The sequence below is a fragment of the Sphingomonas sp. genome, from assembly GCA_019635535.1.
Taxonomy (GTDB): Bacteria; Pseudomonadota; Alphaproteobacteria; order Sphingomonadales; family Sphingomonadaceae; genus Allosphingosinicella.
Genome location: JAHBZH010000001.1, coordinates 133,171 through 152,436 on the forward strand (window position 1 = coordinate 133,171; position 19,266 = coordinate 152,436).

Genomic DNA, 19,266 nt, shown 5'->3' on the forward strand with positions numbered 1-19,266 from the left:
GCGCGTCATGGCAAGGCACAACGAAACCCCCGAAGGCCGCTCCGTCCGGCTGCTGCGCGTCGGCGAGCAGGTGCGTCATACACTGAGCGACATTCTGATGCGCGGCGACGTGCATGACGCGACTTTGGCCAGCCACAGCGTCTCGATCACCGAGGTGCGCATGTCGCCGGACCTGCGCCACGCCACGGCCTTCGTCATGCCGTTGCTCGGCGGCGATGCCGAGGCGGTGCTCAAGGCGCTCCGGACGAACACCGCCTATCTCCAGAGCGAGGTCGCGCGGCGGGTGAACACCAAATATGCCGCCCGGCTCAAATTCCTGCTCGACGAGAGCTTCGACGAAGGCGGCCATATCGATGCCCTCTTGCGCTCGCCGGCCGTCGCGCGCGATCTTGGCGAGCATGAAGATTAGGGTCGCCTTCGCCGTCATGTCGCTCTGCGCCGCCGGCGTGGCGGCGGGCCAGGAGCTTGCAATCCCGCCGGCGCGCTATCCGGATCTGCCGCCGGCCGCGCGCGACGCGGCGGGCTTCGTACCATCCGGATGGGTGATCGCCGCGCGCCGGCAGGGAGATCTCAACGGCGACGGAGCTGCCGATCTCGTTCTCCTGCTCAGGATGGCCGATCCGGCGAACGTGCTCGCGGTGGAAACCGACGACGAGACCGTGGCGTTCGACACCAATCCGCACATGCTCGTCGTCGCCTTCGCCGAACCGGACGGCGGCTTTCGGCGCATCGCAGGCAATCGCGGCCTTTTTCTCCGGCCCGAACGGCCCTTTACCGGCGACGTGCCGCCGAACGAGGACACGATCCGCCTCGAACACGGCAGCCTGGTCGTCTTCCTCGAATATCTGCGCGGCTGGGCCAGCTACCGCTTCCGCTGGCAGGACGGGGCGATGCGGCTGATCGGCTATGACGATGCCGGAGCCTCCGGCGGCTGCATGACGCGCACCAGCATCAACTATCTCACCGGTCGCGCCCGGCTCACGGCGGGCTATGTCGACCAGGATCGTACCCGCACCGGATGGCGGCGGCTGCGCCACCTCCGGCGGCCGTCGCTCGACGAGATCGACCTGACCGAATTCTCCCCCGAGGAGGCGATCGCCGGCGAGCCCCTGTGGTGCCGGGCGCGCGACGAGGAATGAAGCTCGGCGCGGCGATGGCGGACGGCGATGTCCGGCTGGAGCCGCTCGCCGAGGCGCATCGCGCCGCGCTGAAGGCCGCCTGCGCCGAGGATCGCGACATCTGGGCGATCTATTCCGTCTCCTTCGATCCCGACCGGTTCGACGCCGGCTTCGATGCGATCCGCGCGAAGGACGACTGGCGCTGCTTCGCCTTGTTCAAGGACGGGGCGCTGGCCGGCATGTCGAGCTTCATCGGCATCGAGGCGGAGCGCGGCGTGCTGGAGATCGGCTGCACCTATTGCGTTCCGGCGCTGCGCGGCACCGGCTTCAACGCCCGGGTGAAGGGCCTGATGCTGGCCCGCGCCTTCGTTTGCGGCTTCCGCCGGATCGAGTTCCGCGTCGATGCGCGCAACGGCCGCAGCCAGGCGGCGATGGCCAAGCTCGGCGCCGCGCGCGAGGGCGTGCTGCGCGCCGACCGGATCACCTGGACCGGCCATGTCCGCGACACCGTGCTCTTCTCGATCCTTGCCGACGAATGGCCGCGCTCAGGCGCCGTTCATGCGGGGGAAAGGATAATCTGAGTCGAACCGCGAACAGGAGTTCCCGTCCATGATCGCCCGCTCCGCCCTGGCCGCCGTCCTTGTCGCCGCTTTGGCGTCTCCCGCCATCCCCACCACCCCGGAAGCACCGACCGAAGTCCGCATCCGCAATATCGGCGCAATGCTGGAGACGGTCACGAATCCGGGCCAGGGCGTCTATATCCGCGCCTATGACGGGCGCTGGTATTATGCCCGTGTGCGGGAGGAATGTCCGCGGCTGACGGCCTCGGCACGGATCGGCCTCAACGCGTCGCCGGGCGGCCGCTTCGACCGCGACAGCACGATTTCCGCCGATGGCTGGCGCTGTTTCGTGGACAGCGTAACCTTTTCGGAGGGGCCTCCCGGCCGCCGCGACTGATCGCGTCTTCCCAAGCCGGCCGCGCACGCTAAAAATGCGCGCGTGGCCAAGCTCTACTTCTACTACGCCTCGATGAACGCGGGGAAATCGACCACGCTGCTGCAGGCCGATTTCAACTATCGCGAGCGCGGCATGGACACGATGCTGTGGACCGCGGCGCTCGACGACCGGGCGGGGCGCGGCATGATCGCCTCGCGGATCGGGCTGGACGCCGGCGCCCATGCCTATGAGCGCGGCACCGACATCCGCGCCGATGTTGAGGCTGAGCTGAAGAAGCGGGAATTGCACTGCATCCTGATCGACGAGGCGCAGTTCCTGACCCGCGCCCAGGTCGTCCAGCTCGCCTCGATCTGCGACGAGCTGGGCGTGCCCGTCCTCGCCTACGGCCTGCGCACCGATTTCCAGGCGAACCTGTTCGAAGGGAGCGCCCATCTGCTCGCGCTCGCGGACAGCCTGGTCGAGCTGAAAGCGGTCTGCGATTGCGGGCGTAAGGCGACGATGAACCTGCGCGTCGATGCGGACGGGCGCGCGGTGAAGCAGGGCGCGCAGACCGAGATCGGCGGCAACGACCGCTATGTCTCGCTGTGCCGCCGTCACTATATGGACCGGATCGCCGAGGTGGATGGCGAGCAGCTTCGTCTCACCCTCACCCGCGCCGCCGCCGAAGCCACCCATTGAGTCATTGAAGAGTCGCGAAAGGGCCCCATATCGCGTCAGCGTCTTGGGGGATTCGTGTCATGGTCAGTCCGCTTTTCACCGCACTCGCGCTCATCGCGACCGGCCAGGCCAAGGTGCCGCCGCTGCCGGCCGAGCTGGCCACGCCCGCCGGCATCCGTCGCTCCATCGACGCGGACGAGGCGGAGACGCCCAAGCCCGACGATTCCGACCGCAATAGCTGACTTGCTTGGCGACCGGCGCTAAGGCGCCGGCATGCATGGCTGGCTGATCCTAGACAAACCGGTGAGCACAGGCTCGACCCAGGCGGTCGGCGCGGTCAAGCGCGCGCTGCACGAGGGCGGCTACCCCAAAGTGAAGGTCGGCCATGGCGGCACGCTCGATCCGCTGGCGAGCGGCGTGCTGCCCGTCGCGCTGGGCGAAGCGACCAAGCTCGCCGGGCGGATGCTGGACAGCGACAAGGCCTATGAGTTCACGATCCGCTTCGGGGAGGAGACGGACACGCTCGATGCCGAGGGCGAGATCGTCGCAACCTCCGGCAGACATCCCACGCTTGCCGAAGTGGAGGCGATCCTGCCCCGCTTCACCGGCCCGATCGCACAAGTGCCGCCCGCCTTTTCCGCCCTGAAGGTGGACGGCAAGCGTGCCTATGACCTGGCGCGGGCGGGGGAGGAGGTGAAGCTTGCGAGCCGTGATGTGGTCATCCATGCCTTGACCATCGCAGGGACGGACGCGGACAGCGCTACCCTCTCGGCCCGTGTCTCCAAGGGCACCTATATCCGCTCCCTCGCCCGCGACATCGCCCATGCGCTCGATACGGTCGGCCACGTTACCATGTTACGGCGGACCAGGGCCGGGCCGTTCGGGCTCGAACAGGCGATTTCGCTGGACAAATTGAGCGAAGCCGCTAAGGGCCGCACCCTTGAACGACACCTCCTGCCACTGACGGCGGGGCTGGACGACATCCCGGCTCTCTCCGTCACCCCCGATCAGGCAGGGGCGCTCCGCCAGGGGCGAAAGCTGATCGGGATCGCCGCCAGGCCAGGGCTTCATCTTGCGACGGACGGACAGGTTCCGGTCGCGCTTGTGGAGCTTAGCGAAGATGGTCTTCGCGTGGTTCGCGGATTCAACCTCTGATTTAAGGAGTGAACGATGTCGGTGACTGCCACGCGCAAGCAGGAAATCATCAAGGACAACGCCCAGAAGAAGGGCGACACGGGGAGCCCCGAGGTGCAGGTCGCGATCCTCACCGAGCGGATCGTCAACCTCACCGAGCATTTCAAGACGCATGCGAAGGACAATCATTCGCGCCGCGGCCTGCTGATGCTGGTCAACAAGCGCCGCTCGCTGCTCGACTATCTCAAGCGGGAAGACGAAGCGCGCTACACCGCACTGATCGCGAAGCTGGGTCTTCGCAAGTAACGCCAAGCGGCCCTGCGGGGCCGCTTCGCACATCCGGCGTCCGCAATCCGGCGGGCGACGGGAACGGGCCATAGGGGTCCGGCACAAACGGGCATGATGCCCGCACATGAGGCCCCCGCCGCATCGGGCGCGCGGGAGGTAAGGAAAACAGATGTTCAACATGAAGAAAGTCGAAATCGAGTGGGGCGGCAAGACGCTGACGCTCGAAACGGGCCGCGTTGCCCGCCAGGCCGACGGCGCGGTGCTCGCGACCTATGGCGAAACGGTCGTCCTGTGCGCGGTCACCGCCGCCAAGTCGGTCAAGGACGGGCAGGATTTCTTCCCGCTCACCGTCCACTATCAGGAAAAATTCTCGGCCGCCGGGCGCATCCCGGGCGGCTTCTTCAAGCGCGAGCGCGGCGCCACCGAGAAGGAGACTCTCACGAGCCGCCTGATCGATCGGCCGATCCGCCCGCTCTTCCCGGAAGGCTTTTACAACGAGATCAACGTCATCGCCCAGGTGCTGAGCTATGACGGCGAGACCGAGAGCGACATCCTGGCGATGATCGCGGCCTCCGCGGCGCTGACCATTTCCGGCGTGCCCTTCATGGGCCCGATCGGCGCGGCGCGCGTCGGCTACAAGGACGGCGAGTACAGCCTGAACCCGTCGATGGACGAGGTGAAGGAAGGCGCGCTCGACCTGGTCGTCGCCGCCACCCACGACGCGGTGATGATGGTCGAATCCGAAGCCAAGGAGCTGTCGGAAGAGGTCATGCTCGGCGCCGTGCTGTTCGCCCATGACGAGATCAAGAAGGTCGTCGGCGCGATCATCAGCCTGGCCGAGAAGGCCGCCAAAGACCCGTGGGAAATGGCCGAGCAGGCCGATCTCAGCGCGGCCAAGAAGAAGCTCAAGGATCTGATCGGCAAGGACATCGCGGCGGCCTACAAGCTGACTGACAAGTCCGCCCGCTCCAATGCGCTGAACGAGGCCCGCGCCAAGGCGAAGGCGGCGTTCGCCGATGCGACCCCGCAGGACCAGATGGCCGCGCTCAAGCTCGGCAAGAAGCTCGAGGCCGAGATCGTCCGCACCGCCATCCTGAAGGACGGCCAGCGGATCGACGGGCGCACCACGACGCAGATCCGCCCGATCGAGGCGATCGTCGGCTTCCTGCCGCGCACCCACGGCTCCGCGCTGTTCACGCGCGGCGAGACCCAGTCGATCTGCACGACCACGCTCGGCACCAAGGAATCCGAGCAGATGATCGACGGCCTGACCGGCCTCTCCTACGAGCGCTTCATGCTCCACTACAACTTCCCGCCTTATTCGGTCGGCGAAGTGGGCCGCTTCGGCGCGCCGGGGCGGCGCGAGGTCGGCCACGGCAAGCTGGCGTGGCGGGCGCTGCACCCGGTGCTGCCCACGCATGAGGAATTCCCGTACACGATCCGCGTCCTCTCCGACATCACCGAGTCCAACGGCTCCTCGTCCATGGCGACGGTCTGCGGCGGCTCGCTATCGATGATGGACGCCGGCGTGCCGCTGAAGCGGCCGGTGTCGGGCATCGCCATGGGCCTGATCCTGGAAGGCAAGGACTTCGCCGTCATCAGCGACATCCTGGGCGACGAGGATCATCTCGGCGACATGGACTTCAAGGTGGCCGGCACGTCCGAAGGCATCACGACGATGCAGATGGACATCAAGATCGCCGGCATCACCCGGGAGATTTTCGAGACCGCGCTCAACCAGGCCAAGGAAGGCCGCGCCCATATCCTGGGCGAGATGGCCAAGGCGCTCGATCACACCCGCGAGGAGCTCAGCGCCCACGCGCCCCGGATCGAGACGATGCAGATCGACAAGGCGAAGATTCGCGACGTCATCGGCACCGGCGGCAAGGTGATCCGCGAGATCGTCGCCACCACCGGCGCCAAGGTCGATATCGACGACGAGGGCGTGATCAAGATCAGCTCGTCCGATCTCTCGCAGATCGAGGCGGCCCGCGTGTGGATCGCCGGCATCGTCGAGGAGGCGGAAGTCGGCAAGATCTACACCGGCAAGGTGGTCAACATCGTCGATTTCGGCGCGTTCGTGAACTTCATGGGCGGCAAGGACGGCCTCGTCCACGTCTCCGAGATGAAGAACGAGCGGGTCGAAAAGCCGACCGACGTCGTCTCCGAAGGCCAGGAAGTGAAGGTCAAGGTTCTCGAGATCGATCCGCGCGGCAAGGTCCGCCTGTCGATGCGCGTCGTCGACCAGGAGACGGGCGAGGAGCTGGAGGACACGCGGCCCCCGCGGGAGCCGCGCGAGCGTGGCGATCGCGGGCCGAGGCGTGACGGGGATCGGGGTGGCCGTGGTGGCGGCGACCGTGGCGGTCGCGGCCGTGGCCCGCGTCGCGACGGCGAACGTTCGGAGCGCGGCGACCGGGGCGACCGCCCCCGGCGCGACGGCGGCGACAACGGGCCGGAGCCCGAGTTCGCGCCGGCGTTTCTGACGCGGGATGATGATTAAGCCTGCCTGTTCCCCGGCCCTTCGGCGTTGCTCAGGATAAACCTCGGTTTCGCCGAGGGCCGGGGTCCAGCCTGAAACGAGAAGCCCCGCCAGCGATGGCGGGGCTTTTTGTATTCCACGGAAAAGTAACCGCCGCTCTATTAAGCCGGCAGCATGACCAGATTGAAGGAGACAATATTGATTCTTCTGGCGGCAGGCCTGACCGCAAGCTGTATTCACGCCCCGCCGGAAATCATGGTTGCCGATCGGACCTGGGCTCCCAATCGTACCGGGTATACATTTCGTGCCGGCTATTTTTCCGAGCCACAGGTTTACGACGCCCGTTGGGAGCAAGGCCGGCTCCGGATGATGCGGGAGCAAGGGGCCAGCTGTGGTCCGATCAGAGGGAGAATAGTTCGCCGCGACATCCGTTGGTATGCAGCGACGCCACAAAGCGGTCGGCGATGCGCCGCCCTTGTTTACACCGTGTCATGCGGCCGCGAAAATCCACTGGTGCGACGCACGGCCGAAGAGATGCGCAGAGAGCTTCTGGCCGTCGAACCCCGGCGACCGATCGAACCGGAATGCGGCATCAAGGATTATTACTTCTTCCATCCGGAGGATTGCCCCGCCGTCCAATACGCTCCCGCCGGTTGCCGCCACCATCCCCGCGAAGAGCCAGCGGAAACCACGCCCGAGATGGCGGAGCCATCGCAACCCATTGAGCGGTAAGTTGCCTCGACATTTTGCCATTTGATAACAGTTGATAAATCGGCTATAATATTCGCAAAAGAGGCATTCCCATGATCAGTGCAGACCTCGGTCAAAAACTGGAAAGCTTTGTCGCCGATCTCGTGGCGACGGGACGCTACAACAGCAAGAGCGAAGTCCTGCGCGAAGGCGTCCGCCTGATTCAGGAGCGGGAGGCGCGGTTGGCGGCGCTGGATGCGTCGATCGCGCGGGGGCTGGCCGATGCCGAGGCGGGGCGGACGGTGCCCGCCGAAGAGGTGTTCGACCGGCTTGAGGGCAAGTATCGCGCACTGGCCGCCGGCCGGAAATGATCGTCCGGCTCACGGCCGAGGCCGAGCGGAACCTGGAGGCGATCGGCGATCATATCGCCGCCGACAATCCGGCGCGGGCCTTGAGCTTTCTCGCCGAGCTGCGCGCTGCCTGTCTGGGGCTGGCCGAGTTTCCCGAGCGGTTTGCGCTGGTGCCGCGCTACGAAGCGCTGGGCGTGCGCCACCGGGTGCATGGCAATTACCTGATCTTCTACCGTGTGGGCGAAGGCCAAGTGGACGTGCTGCATATCCTGCACGGTGCGATGGATTATGCGGCGATACTGTTTCCGGACTGATCAGAGCAGCGACCAGACCTGATGCACACACAGCACCACGAACAAACCGCTCGCCACCGTCAGCAGGGCGTTGGAGAGCCAGCCGGAACGCCATTGCGCGGGGACATGGCTTGAATTGAGCAACCACATCAAAGTGAGCGCCAGGAAGGGCATGAAGAAGGCCCCGAAGGCGCCATAGGCGATGATGAGGGCGAAGGGCTGGCCGAGCAGCAGCAGCGTCATCGGCGGGATTGTGAGCCACAGGACGTAGAGGCGGAAGGGCGTGGACCTGTCGAGATCGTCGGGCGCGGCGCCGGCCTCGCCCGGGGCATGGCGGAGGCTGCGCACGAAATCGGCGAAGAGGAGCGAGACGCCCTGCCACACGCCGAGCAGCGAGGAGAAGGTGGTCGCCGCGAAGCCGATCAGGAAGATGGTGGCGATGGTGGGGCCGAAGCGATCGGCCAGCACGGCGCCGAGATCGAGCAGGCCGCGATCGCCGCCCGCCAGCGCGATCTGCGCCGCATGGAGCAGCTCCGCGCCGACGATCAGCATGGCGATCACGAAGAGGCCGGTGGCGGCATAGGCGACGCGGTTGTCGAGCCGCATCATCCCGATCCATTGCGGCCCGCGCCACCCCTTCGCATTCACCCAATAGCCGTAGGCGGCGAGCGTGATCGTGCCGCCCACCCCGCCGATCAGCCCCAGGGTGAAGATCGCCGAGCCGGGCGGGAGCGTCGGGACGAGGCCGGTCGCCATGTTGCCGATATTGGGTGCGACGAGGACGGCGAGGCCGACGACGATCACGAACATCACGGCGATGAAGAACTTCATCACCGCCTCGAACACGCGGTAGCGGTTGAAGAGGACGAAGGTCGCGCCGAGCAGGCCGGCGGCGGCGCCCCAGGCCCAGAAGGGGAGCAGATCGGGGAACAAGGCGGCGAGCGGCAGCGCCGTCGCGCTCATCGCCGTGCCGCCGTACACGAAGCCCCACAGCACGATGTAGATGCCGAAATACCAGCTCGTCCAACGGCCCAGCGCGCGCCAGCCCTCCAGCATGGTGGAGCCGGTCGCGAGGTGATAGCGGCCCGTGCCTTCGGCGAGCGCGATCTTCAGGATGCAGCCGGCGATCGCGGCCCAGAGCAGGGCATAGCCGAAACGCGAGCCGGCGACGAGCGTCGCCACCAGATCGCCCGCGCCGACGCCGGTGACTGCGACGACGATGCCGGGACCGATCAGCTTCCAGCGGGCGAGGCCGGCGGGCGGGGCGTCCGGGGCGGACGCCATGGCTTCAGCCTGTCCGTCCGCTCCCGCCATCACACTCCCCTCGCCGTTTCGGCCAGTCTGGCACGGATCGGAGGAAGCGCCTAGTTCGCGGCGTTCGCATCCGCCGGCTCGGCCTCGGCGGGGGCGGGACCGTTCGCCAGCGCGTCGATCTCGCTTTGCATCCGCGCCTCGATGGCGGCGACGCGGTTTTCCACCTCGGCCTCCAACGCGTTCGCCCGGTTCTCGATCTCCGCGTTCATCGCTTCGGCGCCGTTGGCGATGGGCGCCTCGGCCTGGCGCGAACAGGCGGCGAGCAAAGTGAGGGCGACGAGGGGAAGGAAGCGCGTCATGCGCGCCATTCTAGGAGGACGAGCGCGAAAGAGGAAGGTGGGAGGCTTCTGTTGCCCGGTGCCTCCCGTACCGCTGGAATCCGCTTCTGTTGCCCGGTGCGGCCCGACCGCGCTTTTGTCCTTGTAACCTAGACCGTGAGGTCATTGGTTACGCGGCAATCGCGAGCGCCTCGTTATCGTTGGCACTTGTGTGATGAGCCGTCGCGGTGGCCCCTTCCGAGCGAAAGTCGGTGCTTTTCAACACACGTCGATCCTGGTTCGGCCCCATCAGAAGCAGAGAGTCGCAAAGCCGACACATATGAAGCGTGCCGCCTATGCGGACTCAGCTCTTGGTGGAGCCGCCGGGTACTGCCCCCGGGTCCGCTGTGCCTATTGCACACCGTCGTTTATCGCCATAGCCGGGCGAACCCGGCAGGGCCTTATATAGGCGTGCGGGCCTTAATGTGAAGTGAGCGGCCGCGACGATCAGGCCGACTCGGCCGCCGGCGTCAGATGGGTCAGCACGCAGCGCCAGCGCCCGTCCTGCCGATGATAGACGTCGGTGATCCATTCGTCGGCTTCCATCGGCTCGCCCCGGAAGGTACCGGTATTCCGGCCTCGGCCGGTGACCGTCGCGACATCGCCCATCTGGTGAATATGATGCGTGGTCTTGACCATCCAGTCATGCGTCAGCGCGCCGCTCTCAATCGCCGCCAGGACATGCGCCCCGGCGACCGGGCCACGCTCCGGCGTGACCAGCACCCAGTCGGGCGTGATGCACGCGCGAATTCGGACGACTTCGTTGGACACCATCGCCTCGTTGAAGCTCCGCTCGGCCGCCTCCAGCGCATCCCGGTCGGCGCTCATGCCGATGTCTCCGCTTCCCAGCGGCGCTGCATCTCGTCCGGTGAGACCTCCTCGATCCGCTGATTCAGGGTCCAGCGATGGCCGAACGGATCGAGCACCTGCGCCACCCGCTCGCCATAGCTCTGGTCGGCGGGCGCGCGCAGCAGGGTGGCGCCGTCCGCCACCGCCCGGCGGACCAGCTCGTCGACCGCATCAGTGGTCAGCACCATGGTGACGGGAGACCCGCCGATCGTATCGGGCCCGAGCGCGCCGAAATCCGGATATTCGTCCGCGATCATCACGATCGTGTCGCCGAAGCGCAGCTCGGCATGACCGACCCGTCCGTCCGCCGGATCGGTCATCCGGAAAATTTCGGTGGCGCCGAAGGCGTGCCCGTAGAAGGCGATGGCGTCGGCCGCGCCGTTCACGACCAGATAACAGGTGGCGTTCGTAACCTGAGCGTTCAACAGAACCTCCTTGACCCGAATCACATTTACGTTACGTACCGTTTTGTAATGAGTCAATCGACCGGAGCGAAAAGGGCCCGCGGCCGGCCGCGCAACGAGGTCGGCATCCGGCGCGCGCTGGAAGCGGCGCGCGACATCCTGCTCGCCGAGGGCTTCGGCCGGCTCACCATGGAAGCGGTCGCGGCGCGGTCCGGAGTCAGCAAGCCGACCCTCTATCGCCACTGGGCCAATGCGCAGGAACTCGCCATGGCGGCGTTGCTGCCGCCGGCCGCTGCCGCCGACCCCGCCGGCCCGACCGCCAGGGCGCGGCTCGTCTCCCATATCGAAAGCCTGATCGAGGTCTTCGCCACCACGAGGGGGCGGCAGATCGCGCGCACCCTCGCCTCCGCCGATCCCGACAGCGAATATACCCGCGCCTTCCGCAACCGCGTGATCCTCGCCAGCCGCGAGAACGGCCGCGCGATCCTTCGCGAGGCGGTCGCGGCGGGGGAGATCGGCGCGCCGGCGGATGAGGAGGCGCTGCTCGACATGCTCTACGGTCCGGTCTTCTATCGCCTGTTCATGGGCCACCAGCCGCTCGAACGGGCGCTGGCGAAAACTCTGGTGGAACTGACCTGGCGCGGGTGAAAGGGCGTTGGCGGTTCCGCGAAACGCGCGGGTCAGGCCAGCCCGGAGATCGGTGACGGTCGCGCCCGACTGCACGCCCACGCCGCTCCAGCATCACCTCCGGCCGGGCACCGAGCGCGGGTGGCGGGGCGTTGACGCAGCCCGCCAGCGCCAAGGCACAGGCGATACGCGCCTCGTTCAGCCCTTCTTCTTCAACTCGTCCCGGATCTCGCGCAGTAGCACGATATCGGCGGGATCCTCGGCCGGTGCTTCCTCCTTCTGCGCGACGATCTTGTTGGCGGTGCGGATCAAAAGGAAGATGATGAAGGCGAGGATCAGGAAGTTGATCACCACGGTGATGAACTGGCCGTAGCCGAGCACCGGCGCGCCGGCTGCCTTCAGCGCGGCATAATCGTTGACCGACCCGGCATATCCTTCCGGCACCGGGCCCAGGAGGACGAAGTAGCTGGAGAAATCGAGCCCGCCGAAGATGGCACCGATCACGGGCATGATCATGTCCTCGGTCAGCGAAGTCGTGATGGTCGCGAAAGCCGCGCCGATGATCACCGCCACCGCCAGATCGAGCACGTTGCCGCGCGCGATGAACGCCTTGAATTCCTGAAGCATCGCTTCCTCCCGTTGCGGAGCCGTAGCCGAATGCTTACGTCGCGAACGACGCCTTGCAAAGAAGAGGATTGCCGATGCGTGCCCGTCTTCTCGCCCTGCTCGCGCCGATGGCGCTCGCCCTGTCCGCCTGCGGGATCAACTCGATCCCGACCGCCGAGGAGAATGCCAAGGCGCGCTGGGCCGACGTGCAGAGCCAGTATCAGCGCCGCGCCGATCTCATCCCCAATCTGGTGAGAACGGTCGGCGCCTTCGCCGACCAGGAGCGCGAGGTGCTGACCCAGGTGACGGAAGCAAGGGCACGGGCTGGAACGGTCCAGGTCGATCCGACCAATGCGCAGGCCGTGCAGAATTTCGCCAATGCGCAGGCCGAGCTTGGATCGGCCCTCAGCCGCCTGCTGGTCACCGTGGAACGCTATCCCGAGCTGCGCTCCAGCGAGCAATTCGCGACTTTGATGAGCCAGCTCGAAGGCACGGAGAACCGCATCCAGATCGCCCGGCGCGACTACAATGCCGCCGTCCAGGCCTACAACACCCGCATCCGCACCTTCCCCGATTTGGTCGGCGCGCGTGTGATCTACGGATCGGAGCCGATGGTGCCGTTCGAGGCACAGGAAGGCGCCGAACGGGCGCCCACCGTCGATCTCGGCAACCGGCAGTAAAGCGGCGCCCTTGCGGCTCCTGCTCCTCTTCCTCGCGCTCGTCGCGGCCGCGCCGGCGGCAGCGCAGACTTTCCCGGAGCTGACCGGCCGGGTGGTGGACAATGCCGCGCTGCTCGACGCGGCGCAGGAGGAGGCACTGACCGGCCGGCTGGCGGCGCTGGAGCAGGCGACGACCCGCCAGCTCGTCGTCGCGACCGTGCCGGACCTGCAAGGCTATCCGATCGAGGACTATGCCAACCGCCTGTTCCGGCACTGGCAACTGGGCCAGGCGGACGCGGACAACGGCGCGCTGCTGCTCGTCGCGCTCGCCGAGCGGCGGATGCGGATCGAGGTCGGCTACGGGCTGGAGCCGGTCCTGACCGACGCGCTGGCCGGGCGGATCATCCGCGACGACATCACGCCGTTTTTCCGGGCGGGCGACTATCCCGGCGGCATCGCGGCCGGCGCCGACGCGATCATCGCGCAGCTCCAGGCGTCGCCCGAGGAAGCCGAGGCGCAGGCCGCGGCGGCGCTGGCCGCCGCGACGGCGGACCGCGAGCGCGGCGACGGCTCGATGCTGCCGATCTTCATGTGGATCGGCATTATCGGCCTGGTCCTCCTCGCGCTGGCGAGCCGGGCGGCGAAAGGCCGTTCCTATCGCACCGGCAACAGCCTGGGCTGGATCATCCTGTGGGAACTGCTGGAGGAGGCCAGCCGCAACAACGGCTCTTCGGGCGGCTCTTCCTGGGGAAGCGGCGGCTCCTCCTGGGGCGGCGGTGGCGGCGGCTGGAGCGGCGGCGGCGGCTTTTCGGGCGGTGGCGGATCGTCCGGCGGCGGCGGTGCTTCGGGGGGATGGTGATGCGGGCGGTGCACCTGTCGGAGGAGGATCACGAGCTGGTCACCGCCGCGATCGTGGCGGCGGAGCGGGAGAGCAGCGGCGAGATCGTCACCGTCGTCGCGGCGCGGTCCGATGCCTATCACGATGTCGGGCTCCATTATGCGGTGCTCGCCATGCTCGCCGTGCCGGGCATCATCGCGATCCTGCCCGAAGCCTGGGTGACCGGCGCGATGGCCTGGTGGTTGGGCTGGAACGGCGAGCCGACGCGCGGCGGGCTGATGCTGGCTTTGTTCGTCGCGATGATTCTGGCCTTCCTGATCGCGCGCTACGCGCTCGCCTGGATGCCGCTCCGGATGGCGCTGACGCCGGGGCGCACCAAGACGCGCCGTGTACGCCGCCGCGCGATCGAGATTTTCCGCACCGGCGCCGAGCAGAAGACATTAGGCCGCACCGGTGTGCTGGTCTATCTCTCGCTCGCCGAGCATCGCGCCGAGATCGTCGCCGACCGGGCGATCCATTCGAAGGTCGAACCCGAAATCTGGGGCGAGGCGATGGCCGTGCTGATCGCGGAGACGAAGGGCGACCGGCCGGGCCAGGGCATGGCGCTCGCGGTGGCGAAGATCGGCGCGGTCCTCGCGCAAATCCTGCCGCCAGAGGAAGACAATCCTAACGAATTGCCGGACAGAGTGGTCGAATTGTGAGACCCACGCCCGACGAACCCGAACGCATCGCATGGGAAGGCAAGTTCCTCGCCGCCAAGACACGCGGGACATGGGAATATGTGTCGCGCACGCGGGGCATCGGCGCCGCCGTGATCCTCGCCTTCGACGCCGGTCATGTCCTGCTCGTCGAGCAATATCGCGTGCCGCTGGGGCGCAACTGCCTCGAGCTGCCGGCCGGACTGGTCGGCGACGAGGAGGTCGGCGAGGAAGCGGCGACGGCGGCGATCCGCGAGCTGGAAGAAGAAACGGGCTATCGCGCCAGTTCGATGACCGACCTCGGCCGGTTTCACAGCTCGCCCGGCATGACTTCCGAAGGCTTCACGCTGCTACGCGCCGAAGGGGTGCGCAAGACCGGCGACGGGGGCGGCGTGGCGGACGAGGACATCGTCGTGCACCGCGTGCCGGTGGAGGATGTGCATCTGTTCGTGAAGGCCAAGCGCGAAGAGGGCTGCGCGATCGACGTCAAATTGCTCCTGCTGCTGAGCGCGGAACTGCTGGCCTGATATCTCGCCGGATTTGACTTACTCACGCGCGCGCCCCTAGCTAACGGGTGCCCCGCGCGATTTTCCCTAACGGACCGGGACCCTTGTGAGCACGACCTTTGCCGCCGATCTCGCGGCCTTTGTTTCCGAGCATCGCCTGTGGGCCGGCCCGATCATCGGCGCCCTCGCCTTCGCCGAATCGCTTGCCATGGTCGGGCTGCTGGTGCCGGCGACCGCGATCATGATCACGTTCGGCGGACTGGTCGGCACCGGCGTGCTCGATCCGCTGCCCATCTATCTGTGGGCTGTGACGGGCGCGATATTGGGCGACTGGGTTTCCTACCTGATCGGGCGGCGCATCGGGCCCTCCGTCCAGCGCTGGCGGATCATGCAGAAGCACCGCTCCACGGTGGCACGCGCGCGGCTCTTCTTCCAGAAATATGGCGTGGCGGCGGTGTTCCTGGGCCGCTTCCTGGGGCCGATCCGCGCCACCATCCCGCTGATCGCCGGTGCGATGGGCATGGGGCACTGGCCGTTTCAGGTCGCCAATGTGCTGTCGGCGATCGTTTGGGTGCCAGTGCTGCTCGCGCCGGGCTATCTGGCTGCGCGCAAGATGGGATCGATCGACGACATGCCGATCGAGTATCTGGTCGGCTTCGGCGTGCTGATCGTCGCCATGACGCTCGGCGCGGGCGCAATTTCCGCCTGGCTGGTCGGCGGCCGGCGCAAGCGGCGTGCGGCGGAGCGGACCTAGTGCGGTTTGCGATCTGATCGAACAGATCGCCCGCTCCAGGTTGTTGTTTCACCGCGATTTTCGACTCGTCAGACGAGTCCGTCTGACTGGAAATCGCTTTAGCGGAAATTGTCGGCGTAGGCCTGGAGCTTGAGCTTCGGCGCGGCAGGCGGGACGATGTGGGCATCGATGCCGTTGCGTGTCGCATAGGCCTGCGCCGCCTCCAGCGTCGGGAAGGTGAGGCGCACCTGTTCCTGCGTATCGGCGCCGCCGGCCCAGCCGGTGAGCGGATCGGGGCGCTTGGGCGCGCTCGATTCGAATTGCAGCACCCACTGGCCGACAAGGGCCTTGCCCGACTGCATCGCATTTTTCGAACGCTGGTAGATTCGCGCGGCCATATCGCTCCCTCTCGCCTGCCAGTGCCGAATCCGGGAGAGGGAATCAAGATCAAGCACCTCCCCGTCATTCCAATGAAGGCCGGAATGACGTGGGTTGGGGCCTAGCCCGCTTGGCTTCGCCCCTCTATCACCGCCGCATGACGCGGCGTGGCGAGCGGAGAGGCATCAGCCGGCGGACCTTCCTGGTCGGCGGCGGCGCGGGTGTGGGGCTGGTGCTGGCCTGGACTTTGTGGCCGCGCACCTACGCGCCCAATTTGCGCGCCGCCGAGGGCGAAAGCCTGTTCAACGCCTTCCTGAAGATCGGGCGGGACGGGCGGGTGATCGTCGCCGTGCCGCAGGCAGAACTGGGCCAGGGGACGTGGACCGCCCTTCCCCAGATCCTCGCCGACGAGCTGGGCGCGGACTGGCGCACCGTCTCCGTCGAGCCGGCGCCGATCGGGCCGCTCTATGCCAATCTGCTCGCCGCCGAGGAGGCCGCCGACGCCAGCCTGATCCCCGCCACGTTCGGCATGGATCACTGGGCGGCGCGCGAATATGCGACGCGCAATGCGCTGATGCTGACCGGCGGATCGACCTCGGTGCGCGGTTTCGAGGCGCGGTTGCGCGAGGCGGGCGCGGGGGCCCGTGCTTTGCTGTGCGTCGCGGCGGCGGCGCGCTGGCAGGTGGACTGGAGCGAGCTGGATACCCGCGACGGCTTCGTCTGGAACGGCGAGCAGCGCATCGCCTTCGCCGAGCTGGCCGAAGCGGCGGCACAGGCCGAGCTTCCGGGCGAATTGCCGGCGCGGGGCGGCATCGATTACCGGCTGACCGGCCAGGCGCTGCCCCGGCTCGACCTGCCCGCCAAGATCGACGGCACCGCGATGTTCGCCGCCGACGTGCGGTTGCGCGACATGGTCTTTGTCGCGGTGCGCGGCGCGCCGCCGGGAAGCCGGCGGGTGAGCGTGGACTGGGACGCCGCCGACCGGGTGCCGGGCACGATCAAGCTGATCGAGAATCCGGACTGGATCGCGGTGGTGGCGAGCAATGGCTGGGCGGCGGGCAAGGCGCTCAGCGCGCTCAATCCGCGCTACGAGGTTCCGGCCGGGCTGCCCGCCAGCCGCGACATCGCGGCCGCGATGACCGCCGCGCTCGACAGCGGATCGGCATCGACCCTGTTCGAGACGGGCGATGTCGATGGCGATTTTCCGGGCGCGAGCCGGATCGACGCGGTCTATGCGGTCGGCCCGGCGCCGAGCGCGGCGATCGAGCCGCTCGTCGCCACCGCCCGATTGATCGACGGCCGGCTGGACATCTGGGCGCCGATCCAGGCACCGGGCATGGCCCGCGCGGCGGCGGCGCGGGCGGTGGGCATGGCCGAGGGCCGGGTGACGCTCTATCCGACGCTGGCCGGGGGCGGTTACGGCCGCAAGCTGGAGGCGGATGCGATCGTCCAGGCCGCCGTGATCGCGCTGAAGATGGAACGTCCGGTGCAGGTCATCTGGCCGCGCATCCACGAGATCCAGGCCGACGCCTTCCGTCCGCCGGCGGCGGCGCGAATGAGCGCCTGGGTTGCGGGCGGGCGCATTCAGGGCTGGCAGGCGCGGATCGCCGCAGCCGACGCTTCGGCGGCGCTGGCGCGGCGGCTGGGCGTGCCGGCCAGCTTCCTGCGCCCCGACGGCGGCCCGGCGGCGGGCGCCCCGCCGCCCTACGGCATCGCGCATGTCCGGATCGACCATGTCGACGCCGATACCGGCATCGCCGCCGGCATCGCCCGTGGCGGCGCGCGCTCCTATACCTCCTTCTTCACCGAATGCTTCGTCGACGAGCTGGCGCGTGCGGCGGGGATCGATCCGCTTACCTTCCGCATGGGCATGCTGGGCGGCAATCCACGCCTCGGCCGCTGCCTCGTCGCCGCCACCGCGATCGGCGGCTGGGACGGCGGCGCGCCGGGCAGCAATATGGGGATCGCGGCAGTGAGCGCCTATGGATCGCATATCGCCGCTCTGGTCGAAGTCGAAACGACGACGGACCAGCGCGTGCGCGTCACGCGCGCGGTCTGCGCGGTGGATTGCGGCCGGATCGTCAATCCGGAGCTGGTGAAGCAGCAGATCGAAGGGGGGCTGATCCATGGCATCTCCCTTGCGACCGGTCGGCCCCTGTTGTTCGAGGGCGGGCTGCCGACCGCGCGGACGATCGACGATTACGGCCTGCCCCGGCTGCGCGACGCGCCCGAAGTGAGCGTCGAGCTGATCGAGAGCGAGGACGATCCGGGCGGCGTCACCGAGCTCGCCGTGCCGGTCGCCGCGCCGGCCGTCGCCAATGCCTGGTTCGCGCTGACCGGCAATCGCGTTCGCGCGCTGCCGATTCGGGTGGGGCAAGGCGGATGAGCATCGGCGTCCTTCTCGTCAATCTCGGCACGCCGGACGCGCCGGACCCGGCGGCGGTGAAGCGTTATCTGAAGCAATTCCTGTCCGATCGGCGTGTCGTCGAAATCCCGCCTTTCGTCTGGCAGCCCCTCCTGCGTGGCATCATCCTCAACACGCGGCCGAGGAAGTCGGCCCATGCCTACAAGCAGGTGTGGACCGAAGAGGGCTCACCGCTCGCCGCGATCACGCGGCGGCAGGCGGCGGCGCTGGCGGGCGCGTTCGGCGCGGGCGCGATGGTCGATCATGCGATGCGCTACGGCAATCCGTCCATCGCGTCGCGGATCGACGCACTGATGGCACAGGGCTGCGAACGCATCCTGATCGCGCCGCTTTATCCGCAATATTGCGGGGCGACGACCGCGACCGTGGCGGACGCCGCCGCCGCCCATCTCGTCACATTGCGCCGGCAGCCGGCGCTGCGCTTCCTGCCGCCCTATCATGACGACCCGGCCTATATCGGCGCGCTGAAGGAATCGGTCGAAGCCTCGCTCGCCGCGCTCGATTTCCAGCCCCAGGCGATCCTCGCCAGCTTCCACGGCATGCCGGAGCGCAGCCGGACGCTCGGCGATCCCTATCACGACCAGTGCCAGACGACCGCGCGGCTGCTGTCCGATGCGCTGGGGCGCGAGCTGATCGTCACCTTCCAGTCGCGCTTCGGCCGGGCGAAGTGGCTGGAGCCGGCGACCGACAAGATGCTCGCCGAGTTGCCGGGCAAAGGCGTTACCGATATCGCCATCGTCGCGCCGGGCTTTTCGGCCGATTGCCTGGAGACGCTGGAGGAGCTGGCGATCCGGGGGAAGGCGACGTTCGAAGCCGCGGGCGGCAGGCGCTTCGCCTATCTGCCTTGCCTCAACGATGCCGAGCCCGGCATGGCTATGCTGCGCACGCTGATCGCGCGCGAACTTGAAGGATGGCTGCCCGCGTCATAAGCCTGCTCTCACAGAAA

Annotated in this window: 26 protein-coding genes and 1 other RNA gene; 20 read left to right on the plus strand and 7 right to left on the minus strand. The window is 67.7% G+C overall.

The window, feature by feature from the left end; all coding sequences use genetic code 11:
- The first annotated feature begins 7 nt into the window (after nt 1-7).
- The 12 genes from rbfA to KF780_00755 all read left to right on the plus strand — a co-directional run bounded on the left by rbfA (nt 8) and on the right by KF780_00755 (nt 7,987).
- Nucleotides 8-409 carry a 30S ribosome-binding factor RbfA gene (rbfA, locus tag KF780_00700; protein MBX3560310.1) on the plus strand — a complete coding sequence of 134 codons (402 nt, stop codon included), beginning with the start codon at nt 8-10 and terminating at the stop codon, nt 407-409.
- Complete coding sequence (locus KF780_00705; protein MBX3560311.1) at nt 399-1,139, plus strand: hypothetical protein; 741 nt, start codon at nt 399-401, stop codon at nt 1,137-1,139. The genes rbfA and KF780_00705 overlap by 11 nt, the downstream gene beginning before the upstream one ends.
- Nucleotides 1,136-1,699 carry a GNAT family N-acetyltransferase gene (locus KF780_00710; GenBank protein ID MBX3560312.1) on the plus strand — a complete coding sequence of 188 codons (564 nt, stop codon included), beginning with the start codon at nt 1,136-1,138 and terminating at the stop codon, nt 1,697-1,699. Before KF780_00705 ends, KF780_00710 begins: the two co-directional genes overlap by 4 nt.
- Nucleotides 1,700-1,727: 28 nt before the next feature.
- Nucleotides 1,728-2,075 (plus strand): hypothetical protein, encoded by a 348-nt coding sequence (locus KF780_00715; GenBank protein ID MBX3560313.1) that lies wholly within the window; start codon nt 1,728-1,730, stop codon nt 2,073-2,075.
- 42 nt (nt 2,076-2,117) lie between these two features.
- Nucleotides 2,118-2,753, plus strand: coding sequence for a thymidine kinase (locus KF780_00720; GenBank protein ID MBX3560314.1), 636 nt, complete (start codon nt 2,118-2,120; stop codon nt 2,751-2,753).
- A gap of 59 nt (nt 2,754-2,812) precedes the next feature.
- Nucleotides 2,813-2,974 (plus strand): hypothetical protein, encoded by a 162-nt coding sequence (locus KF780_00725; protein MBX3560315.1) that lies wholly within the window; start codon nt 2,813-2,815, stop codon nt 2,972-2,974.
- Nucleotides 2,975-3,005: 31 nt separating this feature from the next.
- Nucleotides 3,006-3,887, plus strand: coding sequence for a tRNA pseudouridine(55) synthase TruB (gene truB / locus KF780_00730; protein ID MBX3560316.1), 882 nt, complete (start codon nt 3,006-3,008; stop codon nt 3,885-3,887).
- A 15-nt stretch (nt 3,888-3,902) separates the two neighbouring features.
- Nucleotides 3,903-4,172: a 30S ribosomal protein S15 gene (gene rpsO, locus KF780_00735; GenBank protein ID MBX3560317.1), complete on the plus strand. Its 270-nt coding sequence runs from the start codon at nt 3,903-3,905 to the stop codon at nt 4,170-4,172.
- 151 nt (nt 4,173-4,323) lie between these two features.
- Nucleotides 4,324-6,654, plus strand: coding sequence for a polyribonucleotide nucleotidyltransferase (gene pnp, locus KF780_00740; GenBank protein MBX3560318.1), 2,331 nt, complete (start codon nt 4,324-4,326; stop codon nt 6,652-6,654).
- A 177-nt stretch (nt 6,655-6,831) separates the two neighbouring features.
- Complete coding sequence (locus tag KF780_00745) at nt 6,832-7,365, plus strand: hypothetical protein (GenBank protein MBX3560319.1); 534 nt, start codon at nt 6,832-6,834, stop codon at nt 7,363-7,365.
- Nucleotides 7,366-7,436: 71 nt separating this feature from the next.
- Nucleotides 7,437-7,694, plus strand: a complete 258-nt coding sequence (locus tag KF780_00750; protein ID MBX3560320.1) for a type II toxin-antitoxin system ParD family antitoxin — start codon at nt 7,437-7,439, stop codon at nt 7,692-7,694.
- Complete coding sequence (locus KF780_00755) at nt 7,691-7,987, plus strand: type II toxin-antitoxin system RelE/ParE family toxin (protein ID MBX3560321.1); 297 nt, start codon at nt 7,691-7,693, stop codon at nt 7,985-7,987. Before KF780_00750 ends, KF780_00755 begins: the two co-directional genes overlap by 4 nt.
- Here KF780_00755 and KF780_00760 read toward each other — a convergent pair whose 3' ends face one another.
- The 5 genes from KF780_00760 to KF780_00780 form a co-directional block, all read right to left on the minus strand.
- Nucleotides 7,988-9,280 carry an Nramp family divalent metal transporter gene (locus KF780_00760; GenBank protein ID MBX3560322.1) on the minus strand — a complete coding sequence of 431 codons (1,293 nt, stop codon included), beginning with the start codon at nt 9,278-9,280 and terminating at the stop codon, nt 7,988-7,990. It lies immediately after the preceding gene.
- Between the two features lie 50 nt (nt 9,281-9,330).
- Nucleotides 9,331-9,579, minus strand: coding sequence for a hypothetical protein (locus KF780_00765; protein MBX3560323.1), 249 nt, complete (start codon nt 9,577-9,579; stop codon nt 9,331-9,333).
- A 74-nt stretch (nt 9,580-9,653) separates the two neighbouring features.
- Nucleotides 9,654-10,031: a transfer-messenger RNA gene (ssrA, locus tag KF780_00770) on the minus strand.
- A 13-nt stretch (nt 10,032-10,044) separates the two neighbouring features.
- The gene (locus KF780_00775; GenBank protein MBX3560324.1) at nt 10,045-10,425 is read right to left on the minus strand and encodes a nuclear transport factor 2 family protein; all 381 of its coding nucleotides are present in this window, start codon (nt 10,423-10,425) and stop codon (nt 10,045-10,047) included.
- Nucleotides 10,422-10,871, minus strand: coding sequence for a VOC family protein (locus KF780_00780; GenBank protein MBX3560325.1), 450 nt, complete (start codon nt 10,869-10,871; stop codon nt 10,422-10,424). The genes KF780_00775 and KF780_00780 overlap by 4 nt, the downstream gene beginning before the upstream one ends.
- A gap of 48 nt (nt 10,872-10,919) precedes the next feature.
- Between KF780_00780 and KF780_00785 the strand changes: the two genes are divergently transcribed.
- Entirely contained in the window at nt 10,920-11,498 is a 579-nt protein-coding gene (locus KF780_00785; GenBank protein MBX3560326.1) for a TetR/AcrR family transcriptional regulator, read from the plus strand.
- A 177-nt stretch (nt 11,499-11,675) separates the two neighbouring features.
- Here the strand turns inward: KF780_00785 and mscL are convergent, their stop codons facing one another.
- A complete protein-coding gene (gene mscL / locus KF780_00790) occupies nt 11,676-12,104 on the minus strand; it encodes a large conductance mechanosensitive channel protein MscL (protein MBX3560327.1) in 429 nt (142 codons plus the stop codon).
- Nucleotides 12,105-12,178: 74 nt separating this feature from the next.
- Between mscL and KF780_00795 the strand changes: the two genes are divergently transcribed.
- The 5 genes from KF780_00795 (at nt 12,179) to KF780_00815 (ending at nt 15,538) form a co-directional block, all read left to right on the plus strand.
- Nucleotides 12,179-12,763, plus strand: a complete 585-nt coding sequence (locus KF780_00795) for a LemA family protein (protein ID MBX3560328.1) — start codon at nt 12,179-12,181, stop codon at nt 12,761-12,763.
- Nucleotides 12,764-12,773: 10 nt separating this feature from the next.
- The gene (locus KF780_00800; GenBank protein ID MBX3560329.1) at nt 12,774-13,601 is read left to right on the plus strand and encodes a TPM domain-containing protein; all 828 of its coding nucleotides are present in this window, start codon (nt 12,774-12,776) and stop codon (nt 13,599-13,601) included.
- Nucleotides 13,601-14,281, plus strand: a complete 681-nt coding sequence (locus KF780_00805) for a hypothetical protein (GenBank protein ID MBX3560330.1) — start codon at nt 13,601-13,603, stop codon at nt 14,279-14,281. The genes KF780_00800 and KF780_00805 overlap by 1 nt, the downstream gene beginning before the upstream one ends.
- Nucleotides 14,278-14,805, plus strand: coding sequence for an NUDIX hydrolase (locus KF780_00810; protein MBX3560331.1), 528 nt, complete (start codon nt 14,278-14,280; stop codon nt 14,803-14,805). The genes KF780_00805 and KF780_00810 overlap by 4 nt, the downstream gene beginning before the upstream one ends.
- A gap of 187 nt (nt 14,806-14,992) precedes the next feature.
- A complete protein-coding gene (locus tag KF780_00815) occupies nt 14,993-15,538 on the plus strand; it encodes a DedA family protein (GenBank protein ID MBX3560332.1) in 546 nt (181 codons plus the stop codon).
- Nucleotides 15,539-15,636: 98 nt separating this feature from the next.
- On the opposite strand, the gene KF780_00820 is transcribed toward KF780_00815, so the two are convergent.
- Nucleotides 15,637-15,915, minus strand: coding sequence for an ETC complex I subunit (locus KF780_00820; protein MBX3560333.1), 279 nt, complete (start codon nt 15,913-15,915; stop codon nt 15,637-15,639).
- A 137-nt stretch (nt 15,916-16,052) separates the two neighbouring features.
- Here KF780_00820 and KF780_00825 point away from each other — a divergent pair, with 137 nt between their 5' ends.
- A complete protein-coding gene (locus KF780_00825) occupies nt 16,053-18,281 on the plus strand; it encodes a xanthine dehydrogenase family protein molybdopterin-binding subunit (GenBank protein ID MBX3560334.1) in 2,229 nt (742 codons plus the stop codon).
- Nucleotides 18,278-19,249, plus strand: coding sequence for a ferrochelatase (hemH, locus tag KF780_00830; GenBank protein MBX3560335.1), 972 nt, complete (start codon nt 18,278-18,280; stop codon nt 19,247-19,249). Before KF780_00825 ends, hemH begins: the two co-directional genes overlap by 4 nt.
- Nucleotides 19,250-19,266 lie beyond the last annotated feature (17 nt).